This window comes from Methylobacterium phyllosphaerae (genome assembly GCF_001936175.1).
GTDB lineage: Bacteria > Pseudomonadota > Alphaproteobacteria > Rhizobiales > Beijerinckiaceae > Methylobacterium > Methylobacterium fujisawaense.
In genome coordinates this window covers 3,442,087-3,464,227 of record NZ_CP015367.1, presented here as the reverse complement: position 1 = coordinate 3,464,227, position 22,141 = coordinate 3,442,087, and the positions used below count along the sequence as shown (strand labels likewise).

Here is a 22,141-nt window from a genome sequence, read left to right as displayed (position 1 = left end):
CCGCCGCTCACAGCGCCTGCGCGGCCTCGACCTCGGCGCCGCGGCCGAGACCGCGCAGCAGCTCGGCGAGATGCGGGCGGACCTGCAGTTGCAGAGCGTGCAGCCGCCGCACCGCCGCGCTGAGCTGTCCCTCCCGATTCAGCATCGTGTCGGCGAAGCTGATCATGCGCGCATTCGGCCAAGCGGGCTCGCGCAGGGCGTGGAGACGCTCGACCAGAGCGGCGGCGGGGGTGGCGGGCTCGGCCTGCGCGAACAACATCAGCAGCGCCGCGGTGGAGCGCGACAGGCCGTAATGGCAATGGACCAGGAGATGGCCGGCGCCGTCGAGGTGCCGCCCGAAATCGAGGATCGCCCCGACATGCTCGGGCTCCGGCGGGGTGAGGCCTTCGCCCGGGGCGAGGCAATCGTGGAACCGGAGGGTCGTGCGGGCATGGGCGCCGTAGGCGGTGAAGGCCTCGGGCTCCGGCGTTCCGGGATCGAGCAGCGACAGGACGTGGCTGACGCCGCGGGCGCCGTGGCCGGCCAGCTCCTCAAGGCCGCAGACGGTGTGCAGGGTGACGGCGGGCTCGGTTCGCATCCCCGGCGCCTAGCACGGGCGGAGGCCGGTTTCGAGGCGCGACGGAACCGCCCCGGCGCCCGCGGCTTTCGAGTACCGGCACGGACGTGCTACCTGCGACCTCCGATCCGGCCCCGGTCGGACCGGACCTGCTCGGACGAGATGCCGTTGGACGAACCTCACCTCGCGCGATCCCCCTCGGCCGGGACCCGGCGCCGGAGCGTGCTGACCGCCGGCCTCGGCGCGGCCGCGGCGCTCACCGGGCCGCTCGCCGCCCCGGCCCGGGCCCAGAGTGCCCCGGAATTGCGCTGGCGCCTGTCCTCCGCCTACGCCAAGACGCTCGACATCCTGTACGGCGCCCCCGAGGCGCTCAGCCGGATCGTCGCCGAGGCCACCGACGGGCGCTTCCAGATCCAGGTTCAGGGCCCCGGCGAGCCGGTGCCGGCCGACGGGCTGCTCGACGCCGTGGCCGCCGGCACCGTTGAGATGGGCCATGGGCCCGCGACCCTCGGCATGGCCAAGGATCCGACCTTCGCGCTGGCCACCGCGGTGCCGTTCGGCCTGAACGCCCGGGGCGCCGCCGCGTGGTGGCTGGCCGGGGGCGCGGCCGAGCTGTTCGGCGAGATCTTCGCCAAGGCCGGGCTGGTCTGCCTGCCGGGCGGCAATACCGGCGCGCAGATGGGCGGCTGGTTCCGCCGGGAGATCAAGAGTCTCGCGGACCTCCAGGGCCTCAAGTTCCGGATCAGCGGCATGGGCGGCCAGGTGCTGACCAAGTTCGGCGTCCAGCCGCAGGCGGTGCCGGGACCCGAGATCTACGCGGCGCTGGAGAGCAAGAAGCTCGACGCCGCCGAGTGGATCGGCCCCTACGACGACGAGCGGCTCGGCCTGCAGAAGGTCGCGCCGATCTACCACTATCCCGGCTTCTGGGAGGGCGGCGCCATGCTGCACTTCTGGTTCAACGCCGAGGCGTGGAAGGCGCTGCCGAAATCCTACCAGGCGATCCTCCGGGCCGCCGCCGCCGAGGTCGGCGCCGACGTGCAGGCCAAGTACGACGCCCGCAACCCGCAGGCCCTGCGCCGGCTGGTGGCCGGGGGTGCGCAGCTGAGGCCCTTCCCCCAGGACGTCATGGAAGCCGCCCTGAAGAACGCCAACGACGTCTACGCCGAGATCGCCGCCAAGAACGCCGATTTCCGTCGCGTCTACGAGGCGATGCGCACCTTCCGCAACGAGGAGTACCTCTGGTTCCAGGTGGCGGAATACACCTACGACAACTTCATGATCCGCGCCCGGGCGCGGGGCTGAAGCGCGCGCCGCCGCAGGGGATCCGGCTCCGGCCTCGGGGGCCCCGTCAAAGATGGGGATGCCGGGGCCGCGCGCGATTGCAACGCGAGGGCGGCCGGCTCTAGCGTCCGGCACGGCTTCGGCGAGGGAGACGGCTGCATGTTCGGGACGCTGCGGGTCGGATTGGCGCTGCTCGGGGCGGCCTTGCCCCTTCAGGCCGTCGCACAATCGGCCGCCAACCTGACGGCCCTGCGCGGGCTGGTCCCGGTGGCGCGGTTGCAGGCCTCACCCGCGGGCAAGGCGGCGCTCGACGCGAACCTGCAGGTCACCGGCGACATCCAGACCGGCGACCTCAAGCAGCCGACGCTCCTGCCGTTCCCGGAGCAGCAGCAGCTCGCCCTGCGGGACTGCTTCATCACCGACGGCAACGCCGCCGGCCTCGCGGACGGTCTGGGCACGACCCTCGCGCAGGCCTACCAGGCCAAGGCGACCTACAGCGACTACAAGACCTTCACGAGCATTGCGCCGGCGGTGGCCAACCTGATCGGCTACACCAACAACGTCACCAAATCGGATTCGAATTCCGGCAAATACTTCTTCGCCAACGCCACCACCAACGGCAAGACCCCGGTCACCGACGCGGCTGCCGCGATCCTGGCGGACGGCGCCGTGACCGACGTGTTCGGCAAGGCCTATGACCGGCCCGCCGGCAGCCCCGGCGCCGACCGCTACGGCAATTCGCGCCCGTTCCAGACCCTGCCGCGCCTGCGGGCCTATCGCGGCCAGGATTACTTCGGCGCTCCGTCCCACAGCCTCGACTGGTTGCGCGGCCCCGCGCAGGATCTCGTCAACAGCCCGTCCTATCCGAGCGGCCACACCACCTACGGCTACACCGAGTCCATGGTGCTCGCGCTCCTCGTCCCCGAGCGCTACCAGCAGATGGTCGCCCGCGCCGCCGAGTACGGCAACGACCGGATCATCGTCGGGGCGCATTACGCCATGGACGTGCTGGGCGGCCGGGCGACCTCGCTGCACGCCCTGGCCCATCTGCTCGCCAACGATCCGGTCTATGTCGGCCAGATCCGGAAGAATCCGGCCGTCCTCGATCAGGCGACCGCCGAGGCCGACAGGACGGTGGGCGTGACCGATTACCGGGCGCTCCTGGCCGAGGCCCGCGCGGCGATGGCCGAGGCGCTGAAGGCCGGCTGCGGCGATACGGTGGCGGCCTGTGCCGCAAAGGATACGGGCCGCTTCAAGGACCCGGCCGCCAACGCGGCCTTCTACGCGGCGACCCAGACCTACGGCCTGCCGGTGGTGCACCCGGAGACCGCCGGCCGGCAGGAGGATGTCACCAAGATCGCCCCGGAGGCCGGGCACCTGCTTACCGCGGCCTTCCCGGCGCTGACGCTGGACGAGGCCAACGCCATCCTCACCGAGACGCAGGGACCGGGCGGCGGCTTCCTCGACGACGGCTCGGAATTCGGCGTCTACGCCCGCCTCGACCTCTATACGGCGGCCGGCAAGGCCGCCGCGCTGGCGGCGCAACGGGCAGGGACCAGCGCGACGCGCTGAGGGGCCGGCGGTCGCGCCCGCTCCCTCCACCCGGGCCGGAACGACGGCACGCCGGCGCGGCCGGCGCCGTCGGGACAGGGCCGAGGGCGCCGCCGCGGATCCCGGCGCCGCCGCTTACGGCGTCCGCTTGCGCAGGACGAACTGTCCCAGGGCCAGGAACTTCTGCGCCCGCTTGCCCGTGTCGACCTCGGTGGTGAACACGTTGCCCTGCGAGTCGATCGCGAGGTTGTGGACCCAGTGGAACTGGCCCGCCATGCGCCCGTTCCGGCCGAAGGCGCCGACCACCTCACCCGTATCCCGCGCGAGCGTGCGCACCTCGTTGTTGGCCCCGTCGGCATTGAGCAGGTAGGTCTCGTCGGCGTCCGGCCAGAGGGCCAGTTCCCAGACCGAGCCGTTGGCCCGGGTGTTCTTCTCGACAAGGATCTCCTTCACGAAGGTCCCGTCCTTTTTGAAGACCTGGATGCGGTCGTTGGTCCGGTCGCAGACATAGACCAGCCCGTCCCGGGCGATCCGCACGCAATGGACCGGGTTGGCGAATTGCCGGGACGGGGCCGCCGCCGGATCGTAGGGGCCGAGCTTGTCGTCGGTCGGCGGCTTGCCGTAGGCGCCCCACATCCGCTTGAACGCGCCCGTGTCCCGGTCGAAAACGATGATGCGGTGATTGAAGTAGCCGTCCGCGACGTAGACCTCGTTGGCCGCCATGTCGAAATCGACGTTGGCGGGCTTGCCCAGGCGGGTCGTGTCCTGGCTGTCGGTCTGCGGACCGGACTTGCCGATCTGCATGACGAACTTGCCCTCGGGGGTGAATTTCAGGAGCTGGCCGTCCTGCTCGCCGTTGCCGGCGATCCAGACGAAGCCCTGGCCGTCGATCTGGATCCCGTGCTCGTTGGACGGCCAGTCGTAGCCGGTGCCGGGGCCGCCCCAGCTCCGCAGCAGCGTCCCGTCCTGGGCGAATTCCAGAACCGGCGGGGCGGGCCTGCAGCACTTCGTGCGCGGCGGATCGAGGCTGGCCGCCTTCTCGTCGTCGGTGAGCGTCCGCGGCCGCTGGACCACCCAGACATGATCCTGGGCGTCGACGGCGACGCCGGCCGCCTGACCCATGATCCAGTCGTTCGGCAGCGGCTTCGGCCAGGACGGGTCGACCTGGAACCGCGGCGGCTCCGCGGTCGCAGGGCCCGCGAGGGCGAGCAGGCAGGCGAGCGCCGGCAGGGCGGTGACGATTCTCATGGCGTGTCCTCCGGCGCCTGTCCCGGCGCTCACCGCCAGTCTGGCGGCCGGGTCCGGCGGGATCCAGCGGGACGCACGCGCTTCGGTGACAGAGGCTGCCCGACCACCATCCGGACAGAAAAAAGGCCACTCCCGAAGGAGCGGCCCGAAGTCTAGGGAGGAAACGCCCAAGAAGGGCTGCGAGAGGGCGACGCCATCGCCTTCCCGCGCTGCACAATCTGCGCCCCTGGACGGAAAATTCAAGGGCATTCAGGACAGCAGGGCTGTCCTTTGTGTGCCCGCGCACGCATCGCCGCAGGCCTGTGTTGAAAATGTCGCAGATCGGCCGGCCCGATCGAAACCTGCTTTGTGTCCACGGAATCCGATCGATCATTGCGCAAGCCGCTGATGAATCGCGATTTTGCAGGATCGAACCCGGGCCCGGCCCGAGGGTTCGACTGCGGCTTTTCATCCGCGCCGTCCGGACGGACGAATTGCCCGAACGCTCTACCTTCTCCAGCCAAGTTTCCGGCGCGGCGCGCCAAGCAAGGGGCAGGTCAGCATGGCGATCCAGGGTGAGCGGATCCGGATCCTCAACGATGTCGAGCCCCGCGGAGACGGCGCCTACGTCCTGTACCTGTTGCAGCAGGCCAACCGGGCAACGTTCAACCCGGCCCTCGAACTAGCCATCGAGGAGGCGAACCGCCTCGGCCTGCCGGTCGTCGCCTGCTTCGGCCTGCTCGACGGCGCCAGCGGCTTTCCCGAAGCCAATGCCCGGCACTACGCCTTCCTGCTGCAGGGTCTCGCGGATGCGAAGGCGGGCCTGGAGAAGCGCGGGATCGGCTTCGTCATGCGCAAGGTCTCGCCCGCGCAAATCGCCATCGACCTCGCCGCGGACGCGGCGCTCCTCGTCCTCGACCGCGGCTATCTCGCCATCCAGAAGGGCTGGTACCGGGAGATCGCCGAGGCGGTGACGACGCGGATCGTCCAGGTCGAGGGCGACGTCGTCGTGCCGGTCGAGACGGCCTCGGGAAAGCACGAATACGCCGCCCGGACGCTGCGGCCGAAGCTGAACCGGCTGTGGGACCCGTTCATCGCGGCGCTGAAGCCCCGCACGGTGAAGCACAAGGCCGATCGCCTGAAGCTGAAGAGCGCGGTCGACGTCTCCGATCCGGAGGCGGTGCTCGCCGGGATGAGCCTCGACCGGGCGGTCGGGCCGGTGAAGCGGTTCACCGGCGGCGAGACGCAGGCCCGCAAGCGCCTGAAGGCGTTCCTGAAGGATGGGTTTGCCGGCTACGGCGCGGGGCGCAACAGGCCGGAGGCGGCGGCCGCCTCGCACATGAGCCCGTACCTGCATTTCGGGCAGATCTCGCCGGTCGAGATCGCCCTGGCGGTCCGGGAGGCCGGGATCGGCGATTCCGACGACCGCGGTGCCTATCTGGAGGAGCTGATCGTCCGGCGCGAGCTCGCCATGAACCACGTCTTCTACACGGAGGGGTACGACGACTACGACAAGGCCGTGCCGGACTGGGCGCGCAAGACGCTGGCCGAGCACGCGACGGACGCGCGCCCGCACGCCTACTCGGAGAAGCAGCTCGCCGCCGGCGAGACCCACGACCGCTACTGGAACGCCGCGATGCGCGAGATGCGCGAGACCGGCTACATGCACAATCAGCTGCGGATGTACTGGGGCAAGAAGATCCTCGAATGGTCCCCGTCGCCGAAGGAAGGCTTCGCCCGGACGCTGCGGCTGAACAACCGCTACTTCCTCGACGGGCGCGATCCGAACTCCTTCACCAACGTCGCCTGGGTGTACGGCCTGCACGACCGGCCCTGGCAGAAGCGCAAGATCTTCGGCACCGTGCGGTATCAGAGCGAGAACTCGCTCAAGAAGTTCGACGCCAAGGCCTATGTGCGGGCCGTGGAGACGCTCTGCGCGGCCGAGGGGTGAGGGGGCGCGCCGCCCGTCCCGCGCTTTCCGGGCGCAGGAGCATCGTCGCAATCATCGCGCGACGGCGCGCCCGGTCCGTGCGGTCTCCCACCGTATTGCAACGCTTTCTCCGGCCGGATCCCGGGTCTCTGCAGCACACAGGTTTGTGAAGAAACGCTGTCCCGGCTCCGGGTGTTTCGAGCGCACTTCCGGCTCTTCGCAAACGGCCGGACAACATCCGGTGACATCTCGGTCCGACCGAGGCCGGATCATCGCTATAGCTTGCGACTGAAAGGAGGACGACGATGCGAATGAAGCTTGCAGGCGCAGCACTCCTCGCGCTCGGAACCTTGACCGCCACGGTCGGCACGGCGGACGCCGCCCAGGGCTGCGGCCCGGGCTTCCACCGGGGCTGGTCCGGCTGGTGCAAGCCGAACTGGCGTCCCTACGCCTACCGCCCGGTCTACTACGCCCGGCCGGTGGTCTACGGCTGGCACCGTCCCTGGGCTTGGCGCCGGGTGGGCTGGCACCGCCCCTGGGGCTGGCACCATCATGGGGGGTGGCGCCGAGCCGCGTGGCATTACCGCTGGTGAGCGGTGGGGCCGGCACGCGCGTGCCGGCCCCCCTTGAAACGGGTCTTTCCTCGACCGTTGCGCTATAGCGTCCGCTCCGGCTGCGCGGACGAGGTGCTCTTTCATGGTCGAGATGCGGGACGACGTTGGGGACACCCGGGATGCCCCGCCGCCGCAACGCTCGCGCTACCGCCGCTCGATCATGCGCCTGCGGTCGGCCTCGATGGAGGCCTTTCCCCTCTGGCGCGGGCGCCTGCTCTTCCTGGTCGGCGGCATCGGCGTGGGCCTCGCCGCCGTGCTGATGGCCAAGGGCGCCGACCTCGCGCAGGACGGGTTCCGGCGCCTCACCGCGCCCTCGCCGCTGATCGCCCTGGTGCTGACGCCGGCGGGCTTCGCCCTCGCGGCGCTCCTGGCCCGCACGGTCTTCCCGAATTCGCAAGGGTCGGGCATCCCGCAGGTGATCGCCGCCCGGCATGCCCGGGACGCGCGCTTCCGCTTCTCCCTGATCTCGCCGCGGGTGGCGGTGGGCAAGGTGCTGGTCCTGTTCCTGGGCCTGCTCTGCGGCGCCTCGGCGGGCCGCGAGGGGCCCACCGTGCAGGTGGGCGCGGCGATCATGGCGGCCTTCGGGCGCCTGACGCCCGAGCGCCTGCCCGGGCTGCTGCTCGCGGGCGGCGCGGCCGGCGTCGCGGCGGCCTTCAACACGCCGCTGGCCGGCATCGTGTTCGGCATCGAGGAACTGGGTCGCGCCTATGAGGCGCGCTCCTCGGGCCTGATCGTCGCCGGGATCGTCGCGGCGGGCCTGACCTCCCTCGGGCTTCTGGGCAATTACACCTATTTCGGGACGACCGATGCCGCCCTGCCGCTGGCGGCGGCCTGGATCGTGCCGCTCGTCGCCGTGGTCGGCGGCCTCGCGGGCGGGCTGTTCAGCCGCGTCGTGATCCTGTTCGCCCGCGGCCTGCCCGGGGCGGCCGGGCGGCTGATCCGGCGGCGGCCCGTCGTGTTCGCCGCGGTCTGCGGGCTGTGCGTCGCCCTCTGCGGCCTCGCCTCCGGGGGCGCGGCCTACGGGACCGGCTACGAGGAGGCCCGGGCCATCCTCCACGGGGATGCGGCGGCCGGCTGGACCTACGCGCCCCTGAAATTCGGCGCCACCGTGCTGAGCTCGATCAGCGGCATCCCCGGCGGCCTGTTCGCGCCGTCCCTGGCGGTCGGCGCCGGCCTCGGCGGCACGGTCCACGGCCTCCTGCCGGACATGCCCGTGGGCGCCGTGGTGCTGATCGGGATGGTGGCCTACCTGACCGGCGTGCTGCAGGCGCCGATCACCAGCTTCGTCATCGTCACCGAGATGACCCAGAACCACGCGATGGTGATCCCGCTGATGGTCGCGGCCCTCCTGGCCGACGCCGCCTCCAAGGCGGTCTGCCGGGGCGGGCTCTACCACACCCTGGCGGAGATCATGCTGGAGCGCGCCGACGTGCCGGCGCAGCCCGTGGCGAAGACCGGTTGACCTCACGTAAGACTATAAGCGGCGCGGGCCGGAATCCGCGGAACGGTCTCGCTTGGCGTCGGTTGAGGCAGAAGCGACAGGCCCCGCGCCGGGCCGCAGCCGGAGTGACGTCATGACCCTTCTGAAATGGGCCCTCATCTGCTTCGTGATCTCGCTGATCGCCGGCGGTCTCGGCTTCACCGGCATCGCCTCGGGAGCCGGCTCGCTGGCCCGCATCCTGTTCGGGCTGTTCCTGGTCATCGCCATCGTGATCGTGGTCATCGCCTTCGCGGTCGGTCAGGCGGTCTTCTGAGGCCGGCGCCGTGCGCGGCACGGTCTGCCTCGTCACCGGGGCGACCGGCGGCATCGGCTACGAGACGGCCCTGGGGCTCGCGCGCCTCGGCGCGCGGGTCGCGATCGTCGGCCGGGACGCCGGGAAGCTGCAGGCCTGCGCCGACCGGATGCGCGCCGCGGTGCCCGGCTCCGCCGTGGAGCCGCACTGCGCGGACCTGTCCGCGCAGGCCGAGATCCGCCGGCTCGCCGAGACTCTGCGGGTGGCCTATCCGCGCCTCGACGTGCTGGTGAACAATGCCGGCGCGATCTTCGACCGGCGCACGCTGACCGCCGACGGCATCGAGCGCACCTGGGCGCTCGACCATCTGGGCTACGTGCTCCTGACCCTGGAACTCCTCGATCCCCTGAGGCAAGCGGTGGCGGCCGGCGGAAGGCCGCGGATCGTCAACGTCGCCTCGGCGGCCCATTACCGGGGGCATATCGACTTCGACGACATCGAGGGCGCCCGGCGCTACCGGGCGATGGGGGCGTATGCCCAGGCCAAGCTCGGCAACGTGCTGTTCACCTACGCCCTGGCCCGCCGGCTGCGCGACAGCGGCATCACGGTGAACGCCGTCCATCCGGGGGTGGTCAATACCGGCTTCGCCAAGAACACCGGCGGCCTGTTCGGCGCGGCCTGGGCCCTGATGCGGCCGTTCCTGATCACGCCCGAGAAGGGCGCACGGACCTCCCTCCGCGTGGCCAGCGCCCCTGACCTCGATGGCGTCACCGGCCGTTACTTCTCGCACGGGCAGCCGAAGGTCTCCTCGGCCGAGAGCCGCGACGAGGCCGTGCAGGAACGGCTCTGGGCGCTCAGCCTCCGTCAGGTCGGCCGGAGCGACTGAACGGCGCGCCCGTCCCGATGGACGCGCCGGCTGGCAGCACTGGTCTCGTGGAGGCGGACGAGACCTTCATCGGCGTTGAGCCCGGCAAGCCGAAAACACGTCAGGTCGAAGCACGAACGACCGACGATCCGGCGGCACACCCGCAACGCATGGTCCGCCCTCGGCCTCCCTAATGGGGGGCCTCGCCGAGGATTTCCCCCGTCTTGGGATCAAGCTCGAACTTCATTTTCTGTCCGTTTTTGATCCCTTCGCCGTCCCAATGCCCATCGTCGGCCTCGATTTTCGTGATCGACGTGTAGCCCGACGATAGAAGCTTGGCTTTGACCTGTTCCACCGGCATCCAGTCCGGCCCCGGCTGATCGGCCATGGCGGTGACGGGCGCGCTTGCGCCGAGGGCAAGGACGAGTGCGAGCATCGTTCGCTTGATCATTGTCTGTATCTCATGAGGTCACGCGGAGAATGATCTAGGGCGCCCCAGTCATCCGGGGGGTATCGCATCGTCATTTTCTGCCGGCCGCTTCAGTCACCGGCCCTGGCGGACGGCCGAACGATAGAATTGCCGTTCCGAAAGACTGAGCCAATGTCGCGACGCCGCTCTCGTCGCGATGCAGGAGATGGCCGAACTCAGGTCTGTCTCGCAGACGCCGCGTCCCTCGAAGGGGGCAGCCGTGCAGGCGTGGAACAGGCCGTCATCGGGACGAGCCGGGCGACCCTGACCCTCGCCCGAGAGGGCACAAGGGACGCAGCGCCCCGCGGGCGATGACGTGGGTGGTCGCAAGCGCGGCGATCTCCGCCACGAGATCGGGGGCACCGCACGTTCTCATGGCCGTCCCGGCGAGGGGCCGACCCTCCTCGCCCGGATGCTCGACCGGCCGCCGTCTGATGCGTCCCCGCGTGAGGACGCGGGATCGACGCCGCGATCCGGCTTCGCCGCTTCAGATGCGAGACCTGCGGGCCGGGGGCCCAGCGAGTCCCGTTCAGGCCGCCCGCCGCACCGTGTGGTCGCCGTGGTGCTGGATCTCGATGAACACCCGGGTCACGTCGGGGCTGCGCGCCTTCAGCGCCCGGTCGAGGCGGGTGACGAGGCTCTCGACATCCCCGGCGCTGAGGTCGTCGGCCATGTCGATGCTGAGATTGACCAGGATGTCGGAGGGGCCGAGGTGCTGGGTCAGCACCTCGTTGATGTGGAGCACGCCCGGCTCGGCCCGGGCCAGCTCCGTGATCGCCGCGACGATCTCGGGATCGGCCGCCTCGCCGATCAGAAGGCCGTGGGTCTCGACCATGAGGAACACCGCCATGCCGACGAGCACGAGGCCGATGCCCACCGACGCCCAGCCATCGAGGCTCGGCATCTCCAGGATATGCGACAGGGCCACGCCCGCGAGCGCGATGACGAGGCCGATCAGGGCGGCGGTGTCCTCGGCGAGCACCGTGAACAGGGTCGGATCCTTGCTGCGCCGGATCGCCCGCACGGCCGAATGCTGGCCCTTCTCGGCCCAGAACTGGCGCATCGCCACGACGAAGGAGGTGCCCTCCGCCGCGATGGCGAAGCCGAGGATCCCGACATTCACCCAGAGGCCCGGCAGCCGATAGCCGAACAGCTCGGCATCGACGTCCGGCTCGGGATGGCGGATCCGCTCGATCCCCTCGTAGATCGCGAAGAGGCCGCCGCCGAGGAAGATCATCAGCGCCACCACGAAGGCGTAGAAGTAGATCTCGCGCCCGTAGCCGAACGGGTGGCGGGCATCGGCCGGGCGCCCGGCCCGCTTCATGCCGACGAGCAGCAGCACCTGATTGGCCGTGTCGACCACCGAGTGCACGCCCTCGGCGAGCATCGCCGTCGAGCCGGTCAGCGCACCGCCCACGAACTTCGCCGCCGCGATGGCGAGATTGGCCCCCGCGGCCGCGTAGATCGCCCCCGTGCTCTCGTGCGCCATCCGGAACTCCTTGCGCGCGCCGCGTGCCGACCTGCGCGCCTCGTTGGAAGCCGGACCGACGGAGCCCGGCACGGCGCTGCGGCCGCGGCGAGGCAAGCGTTGCGGCAGGCCGCTTGTTCCCGTGTGGACGCGGGTGGGTGGCCCGTGCAACCTGCAACCGCTCGACGACCGCTCACGGAGACCCGGAGGCAGCATGGCCGACGCCCCCTACGATCCCGACAACATCTTCGCCAAGATCCTGCGGGGCGAGATCCCCTGCCACCGCGTCTACGAGGACGACCATACGCTGGCCTTCATGGACGTGATGCCCCAGGGGGAAGGCCACACCCTGGTGATCCCGAAGGCGCCGGCGCGGGGCCTGCTCGATGCCGATCCGGAGTCGCTCGGCGTCCTGATGGCGCGCGTCCAGAAGGTCGCCCGCGCCGTGAAGGCGGCGTTCCAGGCCGAGGGGCTGACCCTCTTCCAGTTCAACGAGCCGGCCGGCGGCCAGACCGTCTTTCACCTGCACGTCCACATCATCCCGCGGCGTGAGGGCGTGCCGCTCAAGCGCCACGAGGGCGGGATGGCCGACAACGCGGTCCTGGCCGAGCATGCCGCACGCATCCGCGCGGCCCTGGAGGGGCAGGGCTGAGGATCAGGCCGCGCTCGCCGGATCGGCCGACTGGGCCATGCTGGCGAGCAGGCGGCGCAGGGCGGCGTTCTCGGTTTCGAGTTCGCTGACGCGCTTCAGCAGCAGGGTCACGGAGGCGTCCGTCCCGGCCGCAACGGGCGACGCGGGCGCGGCGCTGGCCGGCTGCTCGAAGGTCACGCCGATGCCGTCCTCCCGGCGCCAGCGCAGGATGGCCCGGTAGGTCCGATCCTTCTGTGGGATGTAGAGATCGAAGGCCTCCGGGAGCGTGGTGGCGTCGCTCATGACGAGCCGCGCACCGGCGGAGGACATGTCGCGCACGAGGCAATCGAAGCTCGACGAGCCGTTGTTGAAGACGATGCGACCCTTGAGGAAGACCCTCTGGCGCGCCTCTCTGCGATGCTCCGACATGCGGCCGGCTCCGAAGCTGACGATGCCGCCAGTCCTGCACGCCAGCCCTTAAGGAATCTTCGTTGCGATCGCAGAGTCGGGGCCCGCCGCGCGGCGGGATCCCTGCCGACGGGGGTCCCATCGCCGGGTCCCGGCTCGGCGCGCGGGGCGATCCGGTTTCCAACCGGCGCGGCTGGCGCCGCCGGGCGGACGGCGTTCTTCGTGCTGCGTTGCGGAACGCCGGCGGGCGGCTCGGCCCGCGCGCCGCATGGGCGCGCTCAGTCCTTCCCGATGCCCCCGCTCACGCGATGAAGCGCCGGTCCACCGTCTGGAACAGGTAGAATCCGTTGAAGCGCACGGCGGTGTCGGCGGCTCGGTCGTCGAAATCGAGGGGTTGCCGGCTGCCGTCGCAGAGCTTGCCGCCGAAGGTCCAGCGGCCGGCGCCGATGAAAGGCGGGACCGTGCTCGCCTCAGGCACCGCGCAGCAGAGACCCTCGACGCTCTTGAGCTGGAACAGGTTGTAGCTTCGCATCCGAAGTCCTCCGCCTGGCCGCCCTCAAAGCCAAATTTTCCCAATACGGTATTTTGCATTGCGAAGAATCGGCTTGACCGTGCTCATAATGGCACAATCGGTCGAGTTTGTGTCGGTCAAGTTTCGGGGACGTTTCGGTTCAACTCCGCGATCCAGATGCGCGCCGACCCGTCGGAGGGCGCGCGCCAGTCGCCCCGGGGCGAGAGGGAGCCGCCGGCCGAGACCTTCGGCCCGTTGGGGAGCGCCGAGCGCTTGAACTGGCTGAAGCCGAAATAGCGGGTGAGGAACACGCCGAGCCAGCGGCGGATCTCGGGCAGGTCGTAGGCGACCCGCTTGGCCTCGGGGAAGTCCGGCGCCCAGAAGCCGCTGTCCCTGTCGCCCCAGGCGTGGAGCGCCAGGAAGGCGATCTTCGAGGGTCGGAACCCGTAGCGCAGCGTGTAGAACAGGTTGAAGTCCTGCAGCGCATAGGGGCCGATCGTGGCTTCCGTGCTCTGCGGGCTGTCATCCTGGTCCACCGGCACCAGCTCGGGGGAGATCTCGGTGTCGAGGACCGCCTGGAGGGTGCGCGCCTCGTCCGGCCCGACCTCGCCGTGGCCGATCACCCAGCGGATCAGGTGCTGGATCAGCGTCTTCGGCACACCGGCATTGACCGCGTAGTGGCTCATCTGGTCGCCGACGCCATAGGTGCACCAGCCGAGCGCCAGCTCCGAGAGGTCGCCGGTGCCGACCACGATGCCGCCCGCCTGGTTGGCCAGCCGGAACAGGTAATCGGTGCGCAGGCCCGCCTGCACGTTCTCGAAGGTCACGTCGTAGACCGCCTCGCCCCTGGCGAAGGGGTGGTTCATGTCGGCGAGCATCTGCCGGGCGGCCGGGCGGATATCGATCTCGGCGGCCGTGCAGCCCAGGGCCTTCATGAGGGCGTGGGCATTGGTCTTGGTGGCGTTCGAGGTGGCGAAGCCCGGCAGCGTGTAGGCCAGGATGTCCGAGCGCGGATAACCGAGGCGGTCGAAGGCCTTGGCGATCACGATGAGCGCGTGGGTCGAATCGAGGCCGCCCGAGACGCCGATCACGGCCCGGCGGGTGCCGGTGGCCTCAAGGCGCTGGGCGAGGCCGGCGACCTGGATGTTGTAGGCCTCGTAGCAATCCTGGGCGAGGCGCGTCGGGTCGGCGGGCACGAAGGGAAAGCGCTCGATCCGCCGGATCAGCCCGAGATCGGCCTCCGGCGGGTCGAGCCGGAACGGGACCCGGCGATAGGGCAGGGTATGGCGCCGGGCGTCGTCGTCGAAGCTGCCGGCCTGGAGGCGCTCCTGGGCGATCAGGTCGAGGTCGATGTCGGCGAGCGTCGTCACCGGGCCCGCGGGGAAGCGCTCACCCTCGGCCAGCCGCACGCCCAGCTCGTCGATGCTGGTCTGGCCGTCCCAGGACAGGTCGGTGGTCGATTCGCCCTGGCCGGCGGCGGCATAGACATACGCGCAGGCGCCGCGCATCGCGGCCGCCCGCGAGAGGAGCGCCCGCGACTCGGCCCGGCCGACGGTGATCGGGCTGCCCGAGAGGTTGGCCAGCACCGTGGCGCCGGCGAGGGCCGCGCGCATGCCCGGGGGCTCCGGAACCCACAGATCCTCGCAGATCTCCACCCCGACCACGAGGCCCGGCAGGTCCTCGGCCGGGAACAGCAGGTCGGTGCCGAACGGCGCCTCGTGGCCGGCGACCCGGATGGCCTCGCCGGTGATCCCGGCGCCGGAGGCGAAGTGGCGCTTCTCGTAGAACTCCCGGTAGTTCGGCAGGAAGGTCTTCGGCACGACGCCGAGCAGGCGGCCGCCCTGGATGGCGAGCGCGGTATTGTAGACGCGGTGGCGCCAGCGGAGCGGCGCGCCGACCAGCAGCAGCGGCCGGAGATTGGCCGATTCGGCGATCACCCGGGCGGCGGCGGCCTCGACCGCGTCCAGCAGGGTCTGCTGGAGCAGCAGGTCCTCGATCGCGTAGGCCGAGAGGCCGAGTTCGGTGAAGACCGCCAGCGCGGCCCCCGAATCGTGGCACCTCCGGGCGAGGTCGAGGATCGCGTCGGCGTTGCGCTCGGGCTCGGCCGGGTGGCTCCGGCCTGTGCAGGCCGCAACCCGGGCGAAGCCGTGGCGGTAGAGGGAGCGGAAGCGCGCCGGCGATTCGGAGGTGGCTGGAGACACGGGCACCTGTCCGGATGAGGAATGGCTGCGGGTATCATATGGCATGCGGCCCGGCACGGGCGATCGGACGCGGTCGGCGCCCGCGGCGGGTTGGCTGCACGGCGCACGAACCGCTCTGTTCCCGGCATGGTTTCCGCAGCGCGGCCCGTGGCAAGCCTCCATTAACGACGAATGGCCTAACTCAGGAACAGCCGCCGCGCGTCGGCGGATCCCTGTTTCGAGTATCGTCTGAGAACCCATGCGCGCATCGGGACGGCCTCCGTACTCCCACCGTGACCCCGCCCGCCCCGTCCGCGGCGGCGACCGCTCGGGCCTCTCTCTGGGAGCCCTGGCGCACCGGCTGATGGCGCTCCGCGCGAGCCTCACCCGCCGCCTGTCCGGCTCCCCGGCCGGACTCCCCGCCCGCCCGTCCTACGGTGCCCCCGGGCGCCGGGCGGAGCCGAGCTGGCTCACGCCGCCGGGCGCGATGGTCGGCCGCGAGGCCGCCGAGCGCGCCCCGCGCGCGGCCGCGCCCGAACCGCACTGGCCGGAGCAGGTCTTCGACGACCGGGCGAGCCTCGACGCCCTGGATGCGCCGGCCTTCGAGAGCCGGATCGACCGCAGCGCGTCCTCGCCGGGCGTGCTGGTGCGCCAGCCGCGCCGCCCCGCCGCCATCGCCCCCGAGGGCGTGCCGGCCGGTGCGCCGGTCGCCGCGCCGGTCCAGGCCGCCGCCCCCTCGGCCGTGCGCTACACCCGCACCCCCGATTCGGTCCTGCAGGAGCGCCGCCAGCGCGCCCTGGAGGCCGAGCGCGTCGCCCTGGAGCGCGCCCGCGCCGAGGCGCAGGCGGCCGCCCTCGCCCTGGAGACCGAGCGGGCCGCCCGCGAGGAGGCCGAGCGGGAGCGCATCGCGCACGAGCAGACCGCCGCCGAGGCGGCGGAGCGCGTCGCCGTCATGCCGGTCCCGCCCGAAGCCGCCGCGCTGGACGCGGAGCCGGTGCCCCTGTGGCGCCAGCCCTTCGTCGCCCCGCCGGGCGTCCGCTTCTTCCGCACGCCGGATCGCCGCCCGGTCCGGCCCGCCGTCGAGCTGGCCGCGTCCACGGCGGTGATCGCCCCCGTCGCGGCGGCGCCTTTCGTCGCCGAGAGCGTCGAAACCGTCGCCGAGGCCCCGGCCCGCGACTGGTCCGACCTGCCCGACTGGTCCGAGGTCCAGCCCTGGTTCGACGGCGGCGACTGGTCGTCCGTCGAGGCCTGGTCGGCCCTGGAGGCGCAGTCCGCCGAGGCGCCCCCGGCCCCGGAGGCCGTCACCGCGCCGGCGGCGTCCGACGAGCGCTTCGTCTCGATGCCCCTCGACATCTCGCACCTGCGCTCGCTGCCGCCGCGGCCGGTCTACGTGCTCGACCGGCTCGTGCGGTTCGACCAGCCGCCGCGCCCCGCCGACGGGCAGGATAACGGCACGGATTCCGGCCCGCGGACCGAGGAGGCCGCCGCGATCCGGAGCGCCTTCCTGCCCCCCGCCGCGGCCCCGGCCTCCGGCCTGTCGCTGGTCTTCGGTCCCGGCAGCGCCGCCGCCGAGCCTCCGGCCGCGCCGGTCTCCGAGGCTCCGCGCCGGGCCCCGGCGCTGAGCGCCATGGCGGCCCGGGCGGCGATCCGCGCGGCCGGCCAGCCGAGCACCCTACCGCCGGCGCCCCCGGCCCAGCCCGAAGCCGTTCCGGCCCCGGTTGTGGCCCCGGTTGCGGCCGCGCCGGCCGCCGCGCGCGCCGAAGCCGAGCGCGTGGTGATCCCGATGACCCCGCGCCCGGTCCTGCTCCGGGGCAAGCTGGCGCCGCAGCCCGAGCCGGTCGAAGCCGAGGTTGAGAGCGAGGCCGAGCCCGTCGCGGACGAACCGTCCGAGCCGGTCGCCGCCCTGCCGGCCCCCGCGCCGGTTGCGGTCCCGCTCGTCGCGCCCCGCGCCCACCTGATCCCGGCCGGCCGCCATCTCGAGATCGCGCCGATCGAGAACGCCGATTACGAGCTGCCGTCCCTCGAACTGCTCGCCCTGCCGGCGCCGGGCGGCAGCGAGGAGGTCGATGCCGACGTGCTGGAGCAGAACGCCCTCAACCTGCAGCAGACGGTCCAGGATTTCGGCGTGCGCGGCGACATCCTGGCGGTGCGGCCGGGCCCGGTCGTCACCCTCTACGAGCTGGAGCCGGCACCGGGCACCAAGTCCAGCCGCGTGATCGGCCTGTCGGACGACATCGCCCGGTCGATGTCGGCGGTCTCGGCCCGCGTCGCGGTGGTGCCCGGCCGGAACGTCATCGGCATCGAGCTGCCGAACGAGACCCGCGAGACCGTCTACCTGCGGGAGCTCCTCTCGTCGGCCGACTTCGCCGAGAGCAAGCACAAGCTGGCCCTGTGCCTGGGCAAGAACATCGGCGGCGAGCCGATCATCGCCGACCTCGCGCGCATGCCGCACCTGCTGGTGGCCGGCACCACCGGCTCGGGCAAGTCGGTGGCGATCAACACCATGATCCTCAGCCTGCTGTACCGGCTGAAGCCGGAGGAGTGCCGGCTGATCATGGTCGATCCGAAGATGCTGGAGCTGTCAGTCTACGACGGCATCCCGCACCTGCTCTCCCCCGTGGTCATCGACCCCAAGAAGGCGGTCATCGCCCTCAAGTGGGCCGTGCGCGAGATGGAGGAGCGCTACAAGAAGATGGCCAAGATCGCCGTCCGGAACATCGACGGCTACAACGCCCGCATGAAGGAGGCCCGCGACAAGGGCGAGACCATCACGCGCACGATCCAGACAGGCTTCGACCGCCACACCGGCGAGGCGGTCTACGAGGACGAGGCGATGGACCTGGCGCCGCTGCCGTACATCGTGATCGTGGTCGACGAGATGGCCGACCTGATGATGGTGGCGGGCAAGGACATCGAGGGGGCGATCCAGCGTCTGGCGCAGATGGCGCGGGCGGCGGGCATCCACCTGATCATGGCGACGCAGCGGCCGTCGGTGGACGTGATCACCGGGACGATCAAGGCGAACTTCCCGACCCGGATCAGCTTCCAGGTGACGAGCAAGATCGACTCGCGCACGATCCTGGGCGAGATGGGCGCCGAGCAGCTTCTGGGCCAGGGCGACATGCTGTTCATGGCCGGCGGCGGGCGCACGACCCGGGTGCACGGGCCGTTCTGCTCGGACAGCGAGGTCGAGACCGTCGTGGCGCACCTCAAGCGCCAGGGCCGTCCCAGCTACCTCGACGCCGTCACGGCCGACGATTCGCCCGAGGAGCCCGCCAAGGAGGGCGGCCGGTCGGGCCGGGGCAAGGCCGCCGCGGCCGACAAGGCCGAGCGCGGCGACGAGCCCGAGGAGGAGGCCCCCGTCTTCGACATCGGCGCTTTCGCGGCGGCGACCGGCGGCGAGTCCGACGACCTGTACAAGCAGGCGATCGAGGTGGTGCTGCGCGACCAGAAGGCGTCGACGAGCTACATCCAGCGCCGTCTGCAGATCGGCTACAACCGCGCCGCCTCGATCATGGAGCGGATGGAGATCGAGGGGATCGTCGGCCCGGCCAACCATGCCGGCAAGCGCGAGATCCTGGTCGCCGGCGCAGCCCACATGTCGAGCGGCGTGTACGACGACGAGTGAGACGCCGCGCCCCGGGCCGCTCCCCCATGGGGGCGGCCCGGACGTCGCATCTTCGCCACAGGGCGGGGTTCTAACGGGCCGCTGCGAAACCCGTCCCGTCCGTGAGAGCGGAGCGAAGCAGCCCAGGGCAGCGCGCCGTCCGGCACCGTGGAGCTCCTGGGTTGCCGCGCGCCGCTCGCGCAGACGACGGGGGGCGCGACGTCTTCACCCGCTCGCTGACGTCACGTTCCGCTTTCCCTTTGCCGCCGGAGCCCACGCCGTGGTTCCCCAGGAGACTCTGCCGATGATCGGCCGCCGCATCCGCACAGCCGGCTCCCTGATCGCCGCCGGGCTGTGGCTCGCGACCGCCAACCCGGCCGAGGCGCAGGTGGGCGCCTTCATCGACAGCCTGTTCGGCCACAAGGAGGAGCCCGCGCCGCAGCCCGAGGCTGCCCCGCCGGCCCCCGCGCCGGCCAAGAAGCCCGCGCCCAAGGCCAAGGAGGCGAGCAAGGATTCCGGCAAGGACCCGGCGGGCAAGGACACGAAGGCGGCCAATGCCAAGTCCGGCAAGGCCGAGCACAAGGCCGCCGAGCCCAAGGTCGCGGCGGTGGGCGCGCCGACGGCGATCGCCCCCGGCGAGCCCGCGGATGCCGCGACGCTGCTCGCCCGGGCCAACGCCTACTTCAACGGGATCAACACCCTGACGGGCAACTTCATGCAGATCGGCGCCGATGGGCGCCGGATCGGCGGCAAGCTGACGCTGGCCAAGCCCGGCCGCCTGCGCTTCGACTACGACCAGCCCTCTCCGCTCGAGGTGATCGCCGACGGCACCTCGGTGGCGGTGCGCGACCGCAAGCTCAACACGCAGGACCTCTACTTCATCGCCCAGACGCCGCTGAAATTCCTGCTGCGCGAGAAGATCGACCTCGCCCGCGACCTCACCGTCATCGACGTGGCCAACGATCCGGGCGGCGTCCGCATCAGCCTGGAGGACCGCGCCACCCTCGGCGGCACCTCGAAGATCCAGCTGTTCTTCGATGCCGACGTGAAGACCCTGTCGCAGTGGCGGATCACCGATCCGCAGGGCTACATCACGACGGTGACGCTCTCGAACCTTCAGAAGGGCAAGAGCGTCGACGGCAACCTGTTCTTCATCAATTACGGGCGTGCCGAGGACAAGGCCGTGCAGCAGCAGATCCAGCAAGCGCAGCCCTAGGGGGCGCCCTCAGGCCGCCTTCGCGCCGAGGCCGTCGAGGCCGATGGGGCGCCAGCGGTCGAGCTCCCGGTCGATCGCCCCCTCGGTGCCGCGCAGGAACTCCGCGGCCGTCAGGCCCGGCGCGACGGCCGTGAGGTAGCTCACCACCACGGTCCCGGCCCGGGTCGCCATGCCCCCCGGCCAGAACAGCCCGGAATTCAGCGCCACCGGCACCACCGGCAGGCCGAGCCGTCCGTAGAGCAGCTCGACGCCGCGCTTGAAGCGCAGCGGCGCGTCGATGCCGCCGCGGGTGCCTTCCGGAAAGATCAGCACCGACCGGCCCGCCGCGACAGCGGCGCGGCCCTCGTCGATCATGGTGCGCAAGGCCTGCGTACCGTTGCCGCGGTCGATGACGATCATCGGCGAGCGTCGCAGGAACCAGCCGACCACCGGGATCGCCAGCAACTCCCGCTTGGCGACGATCGCCACGTCCGGCACCAGCACCAGGAAGGCGAGGGTCTCCCAGGTCGACTGGTGGTTGGCGACGATCAGGCAGGGCTTGGCCGGCAGGTGCTGGCGGCCCTCCTCCACGTAGCGCAGGCCGACGATGTGCCGGAGCCCGGCCAGGATGCCGCGCGCCCAGAGGCGCGTCGCCCGTCGGATCGGCCGCTCGGGGGACCCCGACAGGAGGAAGACCGCGAGCGGCGCGAGGAACAGGGTGGTCCAGGCGGCCCAGTAGGCGGCGAACAGGAGCGAGCGGGCATGTGCCATGGCGGCGCCTCGACGAGGGGCCCGGGACAGGGCAGGGCACGGGCATAGCGCCTGCCGGGCACCGACGCACGGCATTTCGCGCCGCCGGCGTCGAGCGGACTGTCGCGGCCCGCGAAATCGGCTATCGGAGCGCACCTCCGACCGAACCCCGGCGCCGCCCGTGCAGCTCACCGTCACCACCTGGAACATCAACTCGGTGCGCCTGCGCATCGACCTCGTGCTGCGCTTCCTGGCCGAGCACAAGCCGGACGTGCTCTGCCTCCAGGAGACCAAATGCCCGGACGACGCCTTCCCGCTGAAGGCCCTGCGCGGCTCGGGCTACGAGCACGTGATGTTCGCCGGGCAGAAGGGCTACAACGGCGTCGCGATCCTCTCCCGCTTCCCCCTGCACACCCGCGCCGTGATGGGGTTCTGCGAGCGCCAGGATGCCCGCCACATCTCGGCGGTGCTGGGGCCGGAAGCGGGGGCCGCCGCCGGCATCGTGCTGCACGATTTCTACGTCCCGGCCGGCGGCGACGTGCCGGACCGCGACCTCAACCCGAAATTCGCCCACAAGCTCGACTTCCTGTCCGAACTGCGCGCCTGGGGTGGCAAGCGCGTCTCCGGGCCGGCGATCCTCGTGGGCGACCTCAACGTCGCGCCCCTGGAGCACGACGTCTGGTCGCACAAGCAGCTCCTCGACGTGGTCAGCCACACGCCCGTGGAGACCGAGGCGCTGGAGGTCCTGCGCGGGGAGGCGGGGTGGATCGACGCGGCGCGCCACCTCACCCCGGAGCCCGAGAAGATCTACACGTGGTGGAGCTACCGCTCCCCCGATTGGTCGGCGGCCAACAAGGGGCGGCGCCTGGACCACGCCTGGGTGTCCCCGGACCTCGCCGGGACGGTCCGCAAGGTGGAGGTGCTGCGCGAGGCCCGCGCCTGGGAGCGTCCCTCCGACCACGCGCCGGTCACCCTGACCCTCGAACTCTGATCCGGCGCCCGCACGGAACCGGGGTGCGGTCCGAGCATTGCCCGCTCACGAACCCGTGACGTGAGCGAGCCCCGATGCGCAAGATCCTGATCGCCTTCCTCCTCCCCAAGGTCGTCTCCTTCCTGCGCCGCCGCTACGGCGGCCCGCATTCCGGGCGCACCCGCGCCTTCTGAG

The 22,141-nt window shown here is 71.5% G+C and carries 19 protein-coding genes and 1 pseudogene; 12 read left to right on the top strand and 8 right to left on the bottom strand.

From position 1 onward, the window contains the following. Window positions 1-7 precede the first annotated feature (7 nt). On the bottom strand, window positions 8-577 hold the full coding sequence (locus MCBMB27_RS15690; RefSeq protein ID WP_043759068.1) for a tyrosine phosphatase family protein: 570 nt from the start codon (window positions 575-577) through the stop codon (window positions 8-10). 147 nt (window positions 578-724) lie between these two features. Between MCBMB27_RS15690 and MCBMB27_RS15685 the strand changes: the two genes are divergently transcribed. Both MCBMB27_RS15685 and MCBMB27_RS15680 read left to right on the top strand, forming a co-directional pair. Then, a complete protein-coding gene (locus MCBMB27_RS15685; protein ID WP_236952723.1) occupies window positions 725-1,858 on the top strand; it encodes a TRAP transporter substrate-binding protein in 1,134 nt (377 codons plus the stop codon). A 138-nt stretch (window positions 1,859-1,996) separates the two neighbouring features. Then, entirely contained in the window at window positions 1,997-3,409 is a 1,413-nt protein-coding gene (locus tag MCBMB27_RS15680) for a phosphatase PAP2 family protein (protein ID WP_075380822.1), read from the top strand. A gap of 114 nt (window positions 3,410-3,523) precedes the next feature. Here MCBMB27_RS15680 and MCBMB27_RS15675 read toward each other — a convergent pair whose 3' ends face one another. Then, on the bottom strand, window positions 3,524-4,636 hold the full coding sequence (locus tag MCBMB27_RS15675; RefSeq protein WP_075380821.1) for an NHL repeat-containing protein: 1,113 nt from the start codon (window positions 4,634-4,636) through the stop codon (window positions 3,524-3,526). 541 nt (window positions 4,637-5,177) lie between these two features. Between MCBMB27_RS15675 and MCBMB27_RS15670 the strand changes: the two genes are divergently transcribed. The 6 genes and pseudogenes from MCBMB27_RS15670 to MCBMB27_RS29145 form a co-directional block, all read left to right on the top strand. After that, entirely contained in the window at window positions 5,178-6,566 is a 1,389-nt protein-coding gene (locus tag MCBMB27_RS15670) for a deoxyribodipyrimidine photo-lyase (protein ID WP_043387797.1), read from the top strand. A gap of 284 nt (window positions 6,567-6,850) precedes the next feature. Beyond that, on the top strand, window positions 6,851-7,138 hold the full coding sequence (locus MCBMB27_RS15665) for a GCG_CRPN prefix-to-repeats domain-containing protein (protein WP_043351140.1): 288 nt from the start codon (window positions 6,851-6,853) through the stop codon (window positions 7,136-7,138). A gap of 103 nt (window positions 7,139-7,241) precedes the next feature. Further along, complete coding sequence (locus MCBMB27_RS15660) at window positions 7,242-8,621, top strand: chloride channel protein (RefSeq protein ID WP_052083668.1); 1,380 nt, start codon at window positions 7,242-7,244, stop codon at window positions 8,619-8,621. Window positions 8,622-8,733: 112 nt separating this feature from the next. Then, window positions 8,734-8,913, top strand: coding sequence for a DUF1328 domain-containing protein (locus MCBMB27_RS15655; protein ID WP_043351142.1), 180 nt, complete (start codon window positions 8,734-8,736; stop codon window positions 8,911-8,913). Between the two features lie 10 nt (window positions 8,914-8,923). Next, window positions 8,924-9,778: an SDR family oxidoreductase gene (locus MCBMB27_RS15650; protein WP_075380820.1), complete on the top strand. Its 855-nt coding sequence runs from the start codon at window positions 8,924-8,926 to the stop codon at window positions 9,776-9,778. Continuing rightward, window positions 9,778-9,879 (top strand): annotated as a pseudogene (locus MCBMB27_RS29145) (IS1595 family transposase); the annotation flags it as partial. The gene MCBMB27_RS15650 and the pseudogene MCBMB27_RS29145, both read left to right, overlap by 1 nt. 68 nt (window positions 9,880-9,947) lie before the next feature. Here the strand turns inward: MCBMB27_RS29145 and MCBMB27_RS15645 are convergent. Both MCBMB27_RS15645 and MCBMB27_RS15640 read right to left on the bottom strand, forming a co-directional pair. Beyond that, window positions 9,948-10,208: a PepSY domain-containing protein gene (locus MCBMB27_RS15645; protein ID WP_236952722.1), complete on the bottom strand. Its 261-nt coding sequence runs from the start codon at window positions 10,206-10,208 to the stop codon at window positions 9,948-9,950. A 547-nt stretch (window positions 10,209-10,755) separates the two neighbouring features. Beyond that, on the bottom strand, window positions 10,756-11,715 hold the full coding sequence (locus MCBMB27_RS15640; protein ID WP_075380819.1) for a cation diffusion facilitator family transporter: 960 nt from the start codon (window positions 11,713-11,715) through the stop codon (window positions 10,756-10,758). A gap of 193 nt (window positions 11,716-11,908) precedes the next feature. On the opposite strand from MCBMB27_RS15640, the gene MCBMB27_RS15635 reads away from it, so the two are divergent. Then, the gene (locus tag MCBMB27_RS15635) at window positions 11,909-12,346 is read left to right on the top strand and encodes an HIT family protein (protein ID WP_043387800.1); all 438 of its coding nucleotides are present in this window, start codon (window positions 11,909-11,911) and stop codon (window positions 12,344-12,346) included. Window positions 12,347-12,349: 3 nt separating this feature from the next. Here the strand turns inward: MCBMB27_RS15635 and MCBMB27_RS15630 are convergent, their stop codons facing one another. From MCBMB27_RS15630 to MCBMB27_RS15620, 3 genes are all read right to left on the bottom strand, one after another. After that, window positions 12,350-12,754 (bottom strand): PilZ domain-containing protein, encoded by a 405-nt coding sequence (locus MCBMB27_RS15630; RefSeq protein ID WP_075380818.1) that lies wholly within the window; start codon window positions 12,752-12,754, stop codon window positions 12,350-12,352. A gap of 280 nt (window positions 12,755-13,034) precedes the next feature. Continuing rightward, on the bottom strand, window positions 13,035-13,265 hold the full coding sequence (locus tag MCBMB27_RS15625; protein ID WP_043351157.1) for a hypothetical protein: 231 nt from the start codon (window positions 13,263-13,265) through the stop codon (window positions 13,035-13,037). Window positions 13,266-13,381: 116 nt separating this feature from the next. Further along, window positions 13,382-15,445: an NAD(+) synthase gene (locus MCBMB27_RS15620; protein WP_091954993.1), complete on the bottom strand. Its 2,064-nt coding sequence runs from the start codon at window positions 15,443-15,445 to the stop codon at window positions 13,382-13,384. A gap of 343 nt (window positions 15,446-15,788) precedes the next feature. On the opposite strand from MCBMB27_RS15620, the gene MCBMB27_RS15615 reads away from it, so the two are divergent. Beyond that, window positions 15,789-19,052 carry a DNA translocase FtsK gene (locus tag MCBMB27_RS15615; RefSeq protein ID WP_075380816.1) on the top strand — a complete coding sequence of 1,088 codons (3,264 nt, stop codon included), beginning with the start codon at window positions 15,789-15,791 and terminating at the stop codon, window positions 19,050-19,052. A gap of 283 nt (window positions 19,053-19,335) precedes the next feature. Then, on the top strand, window positions 19,336-20,247 hold the full coding sequence (locus tag MCBMB27_RS15610; RefSeq protein WP_075380815.1) for a LolA family protein: 912 nt from the start codon (window positions 19,336-19,338) through the stop codon (window positions 20,245-20,247). 9 nt (window positions 20,248-20,256) lie between these two features. Here the strand turns inward: MCBMB27_RS15610 and MCBMB27_RS15605 are convergent, their stop codons facing one another. Continuing rightward, a complete protein-coding gene (locus tag MCBMB27_RS15605; protein WP_043354521.1) occupies window positions 20,257-20,997 on the bottom strand; it encodes a lysophospholipid acyltransferase family protein in 741 nt (246 codons plus the stop codon). A gap of 160 nt (window positions 20,998-21,157) precedes the next feature. Between MCBMB27_RS15605 and xth the strand changes: the two genes are divergently transcribed. Next, the gene (gene xth, locus MCBMB27_RS15600; protein WP_043354519.1) at window positions 21,158-21,967 is read left to right on the top strand and encodes an exodeoxyribonuclease III; all 810 of its coding nucleotides are present in this window, start codon (window positions 21,158-21,160) and stop codon (window positions 21,965-21,967) included. The last annotated feature ends 174 nt before the right edge of the window (window positions 21,968-22,141 follow it).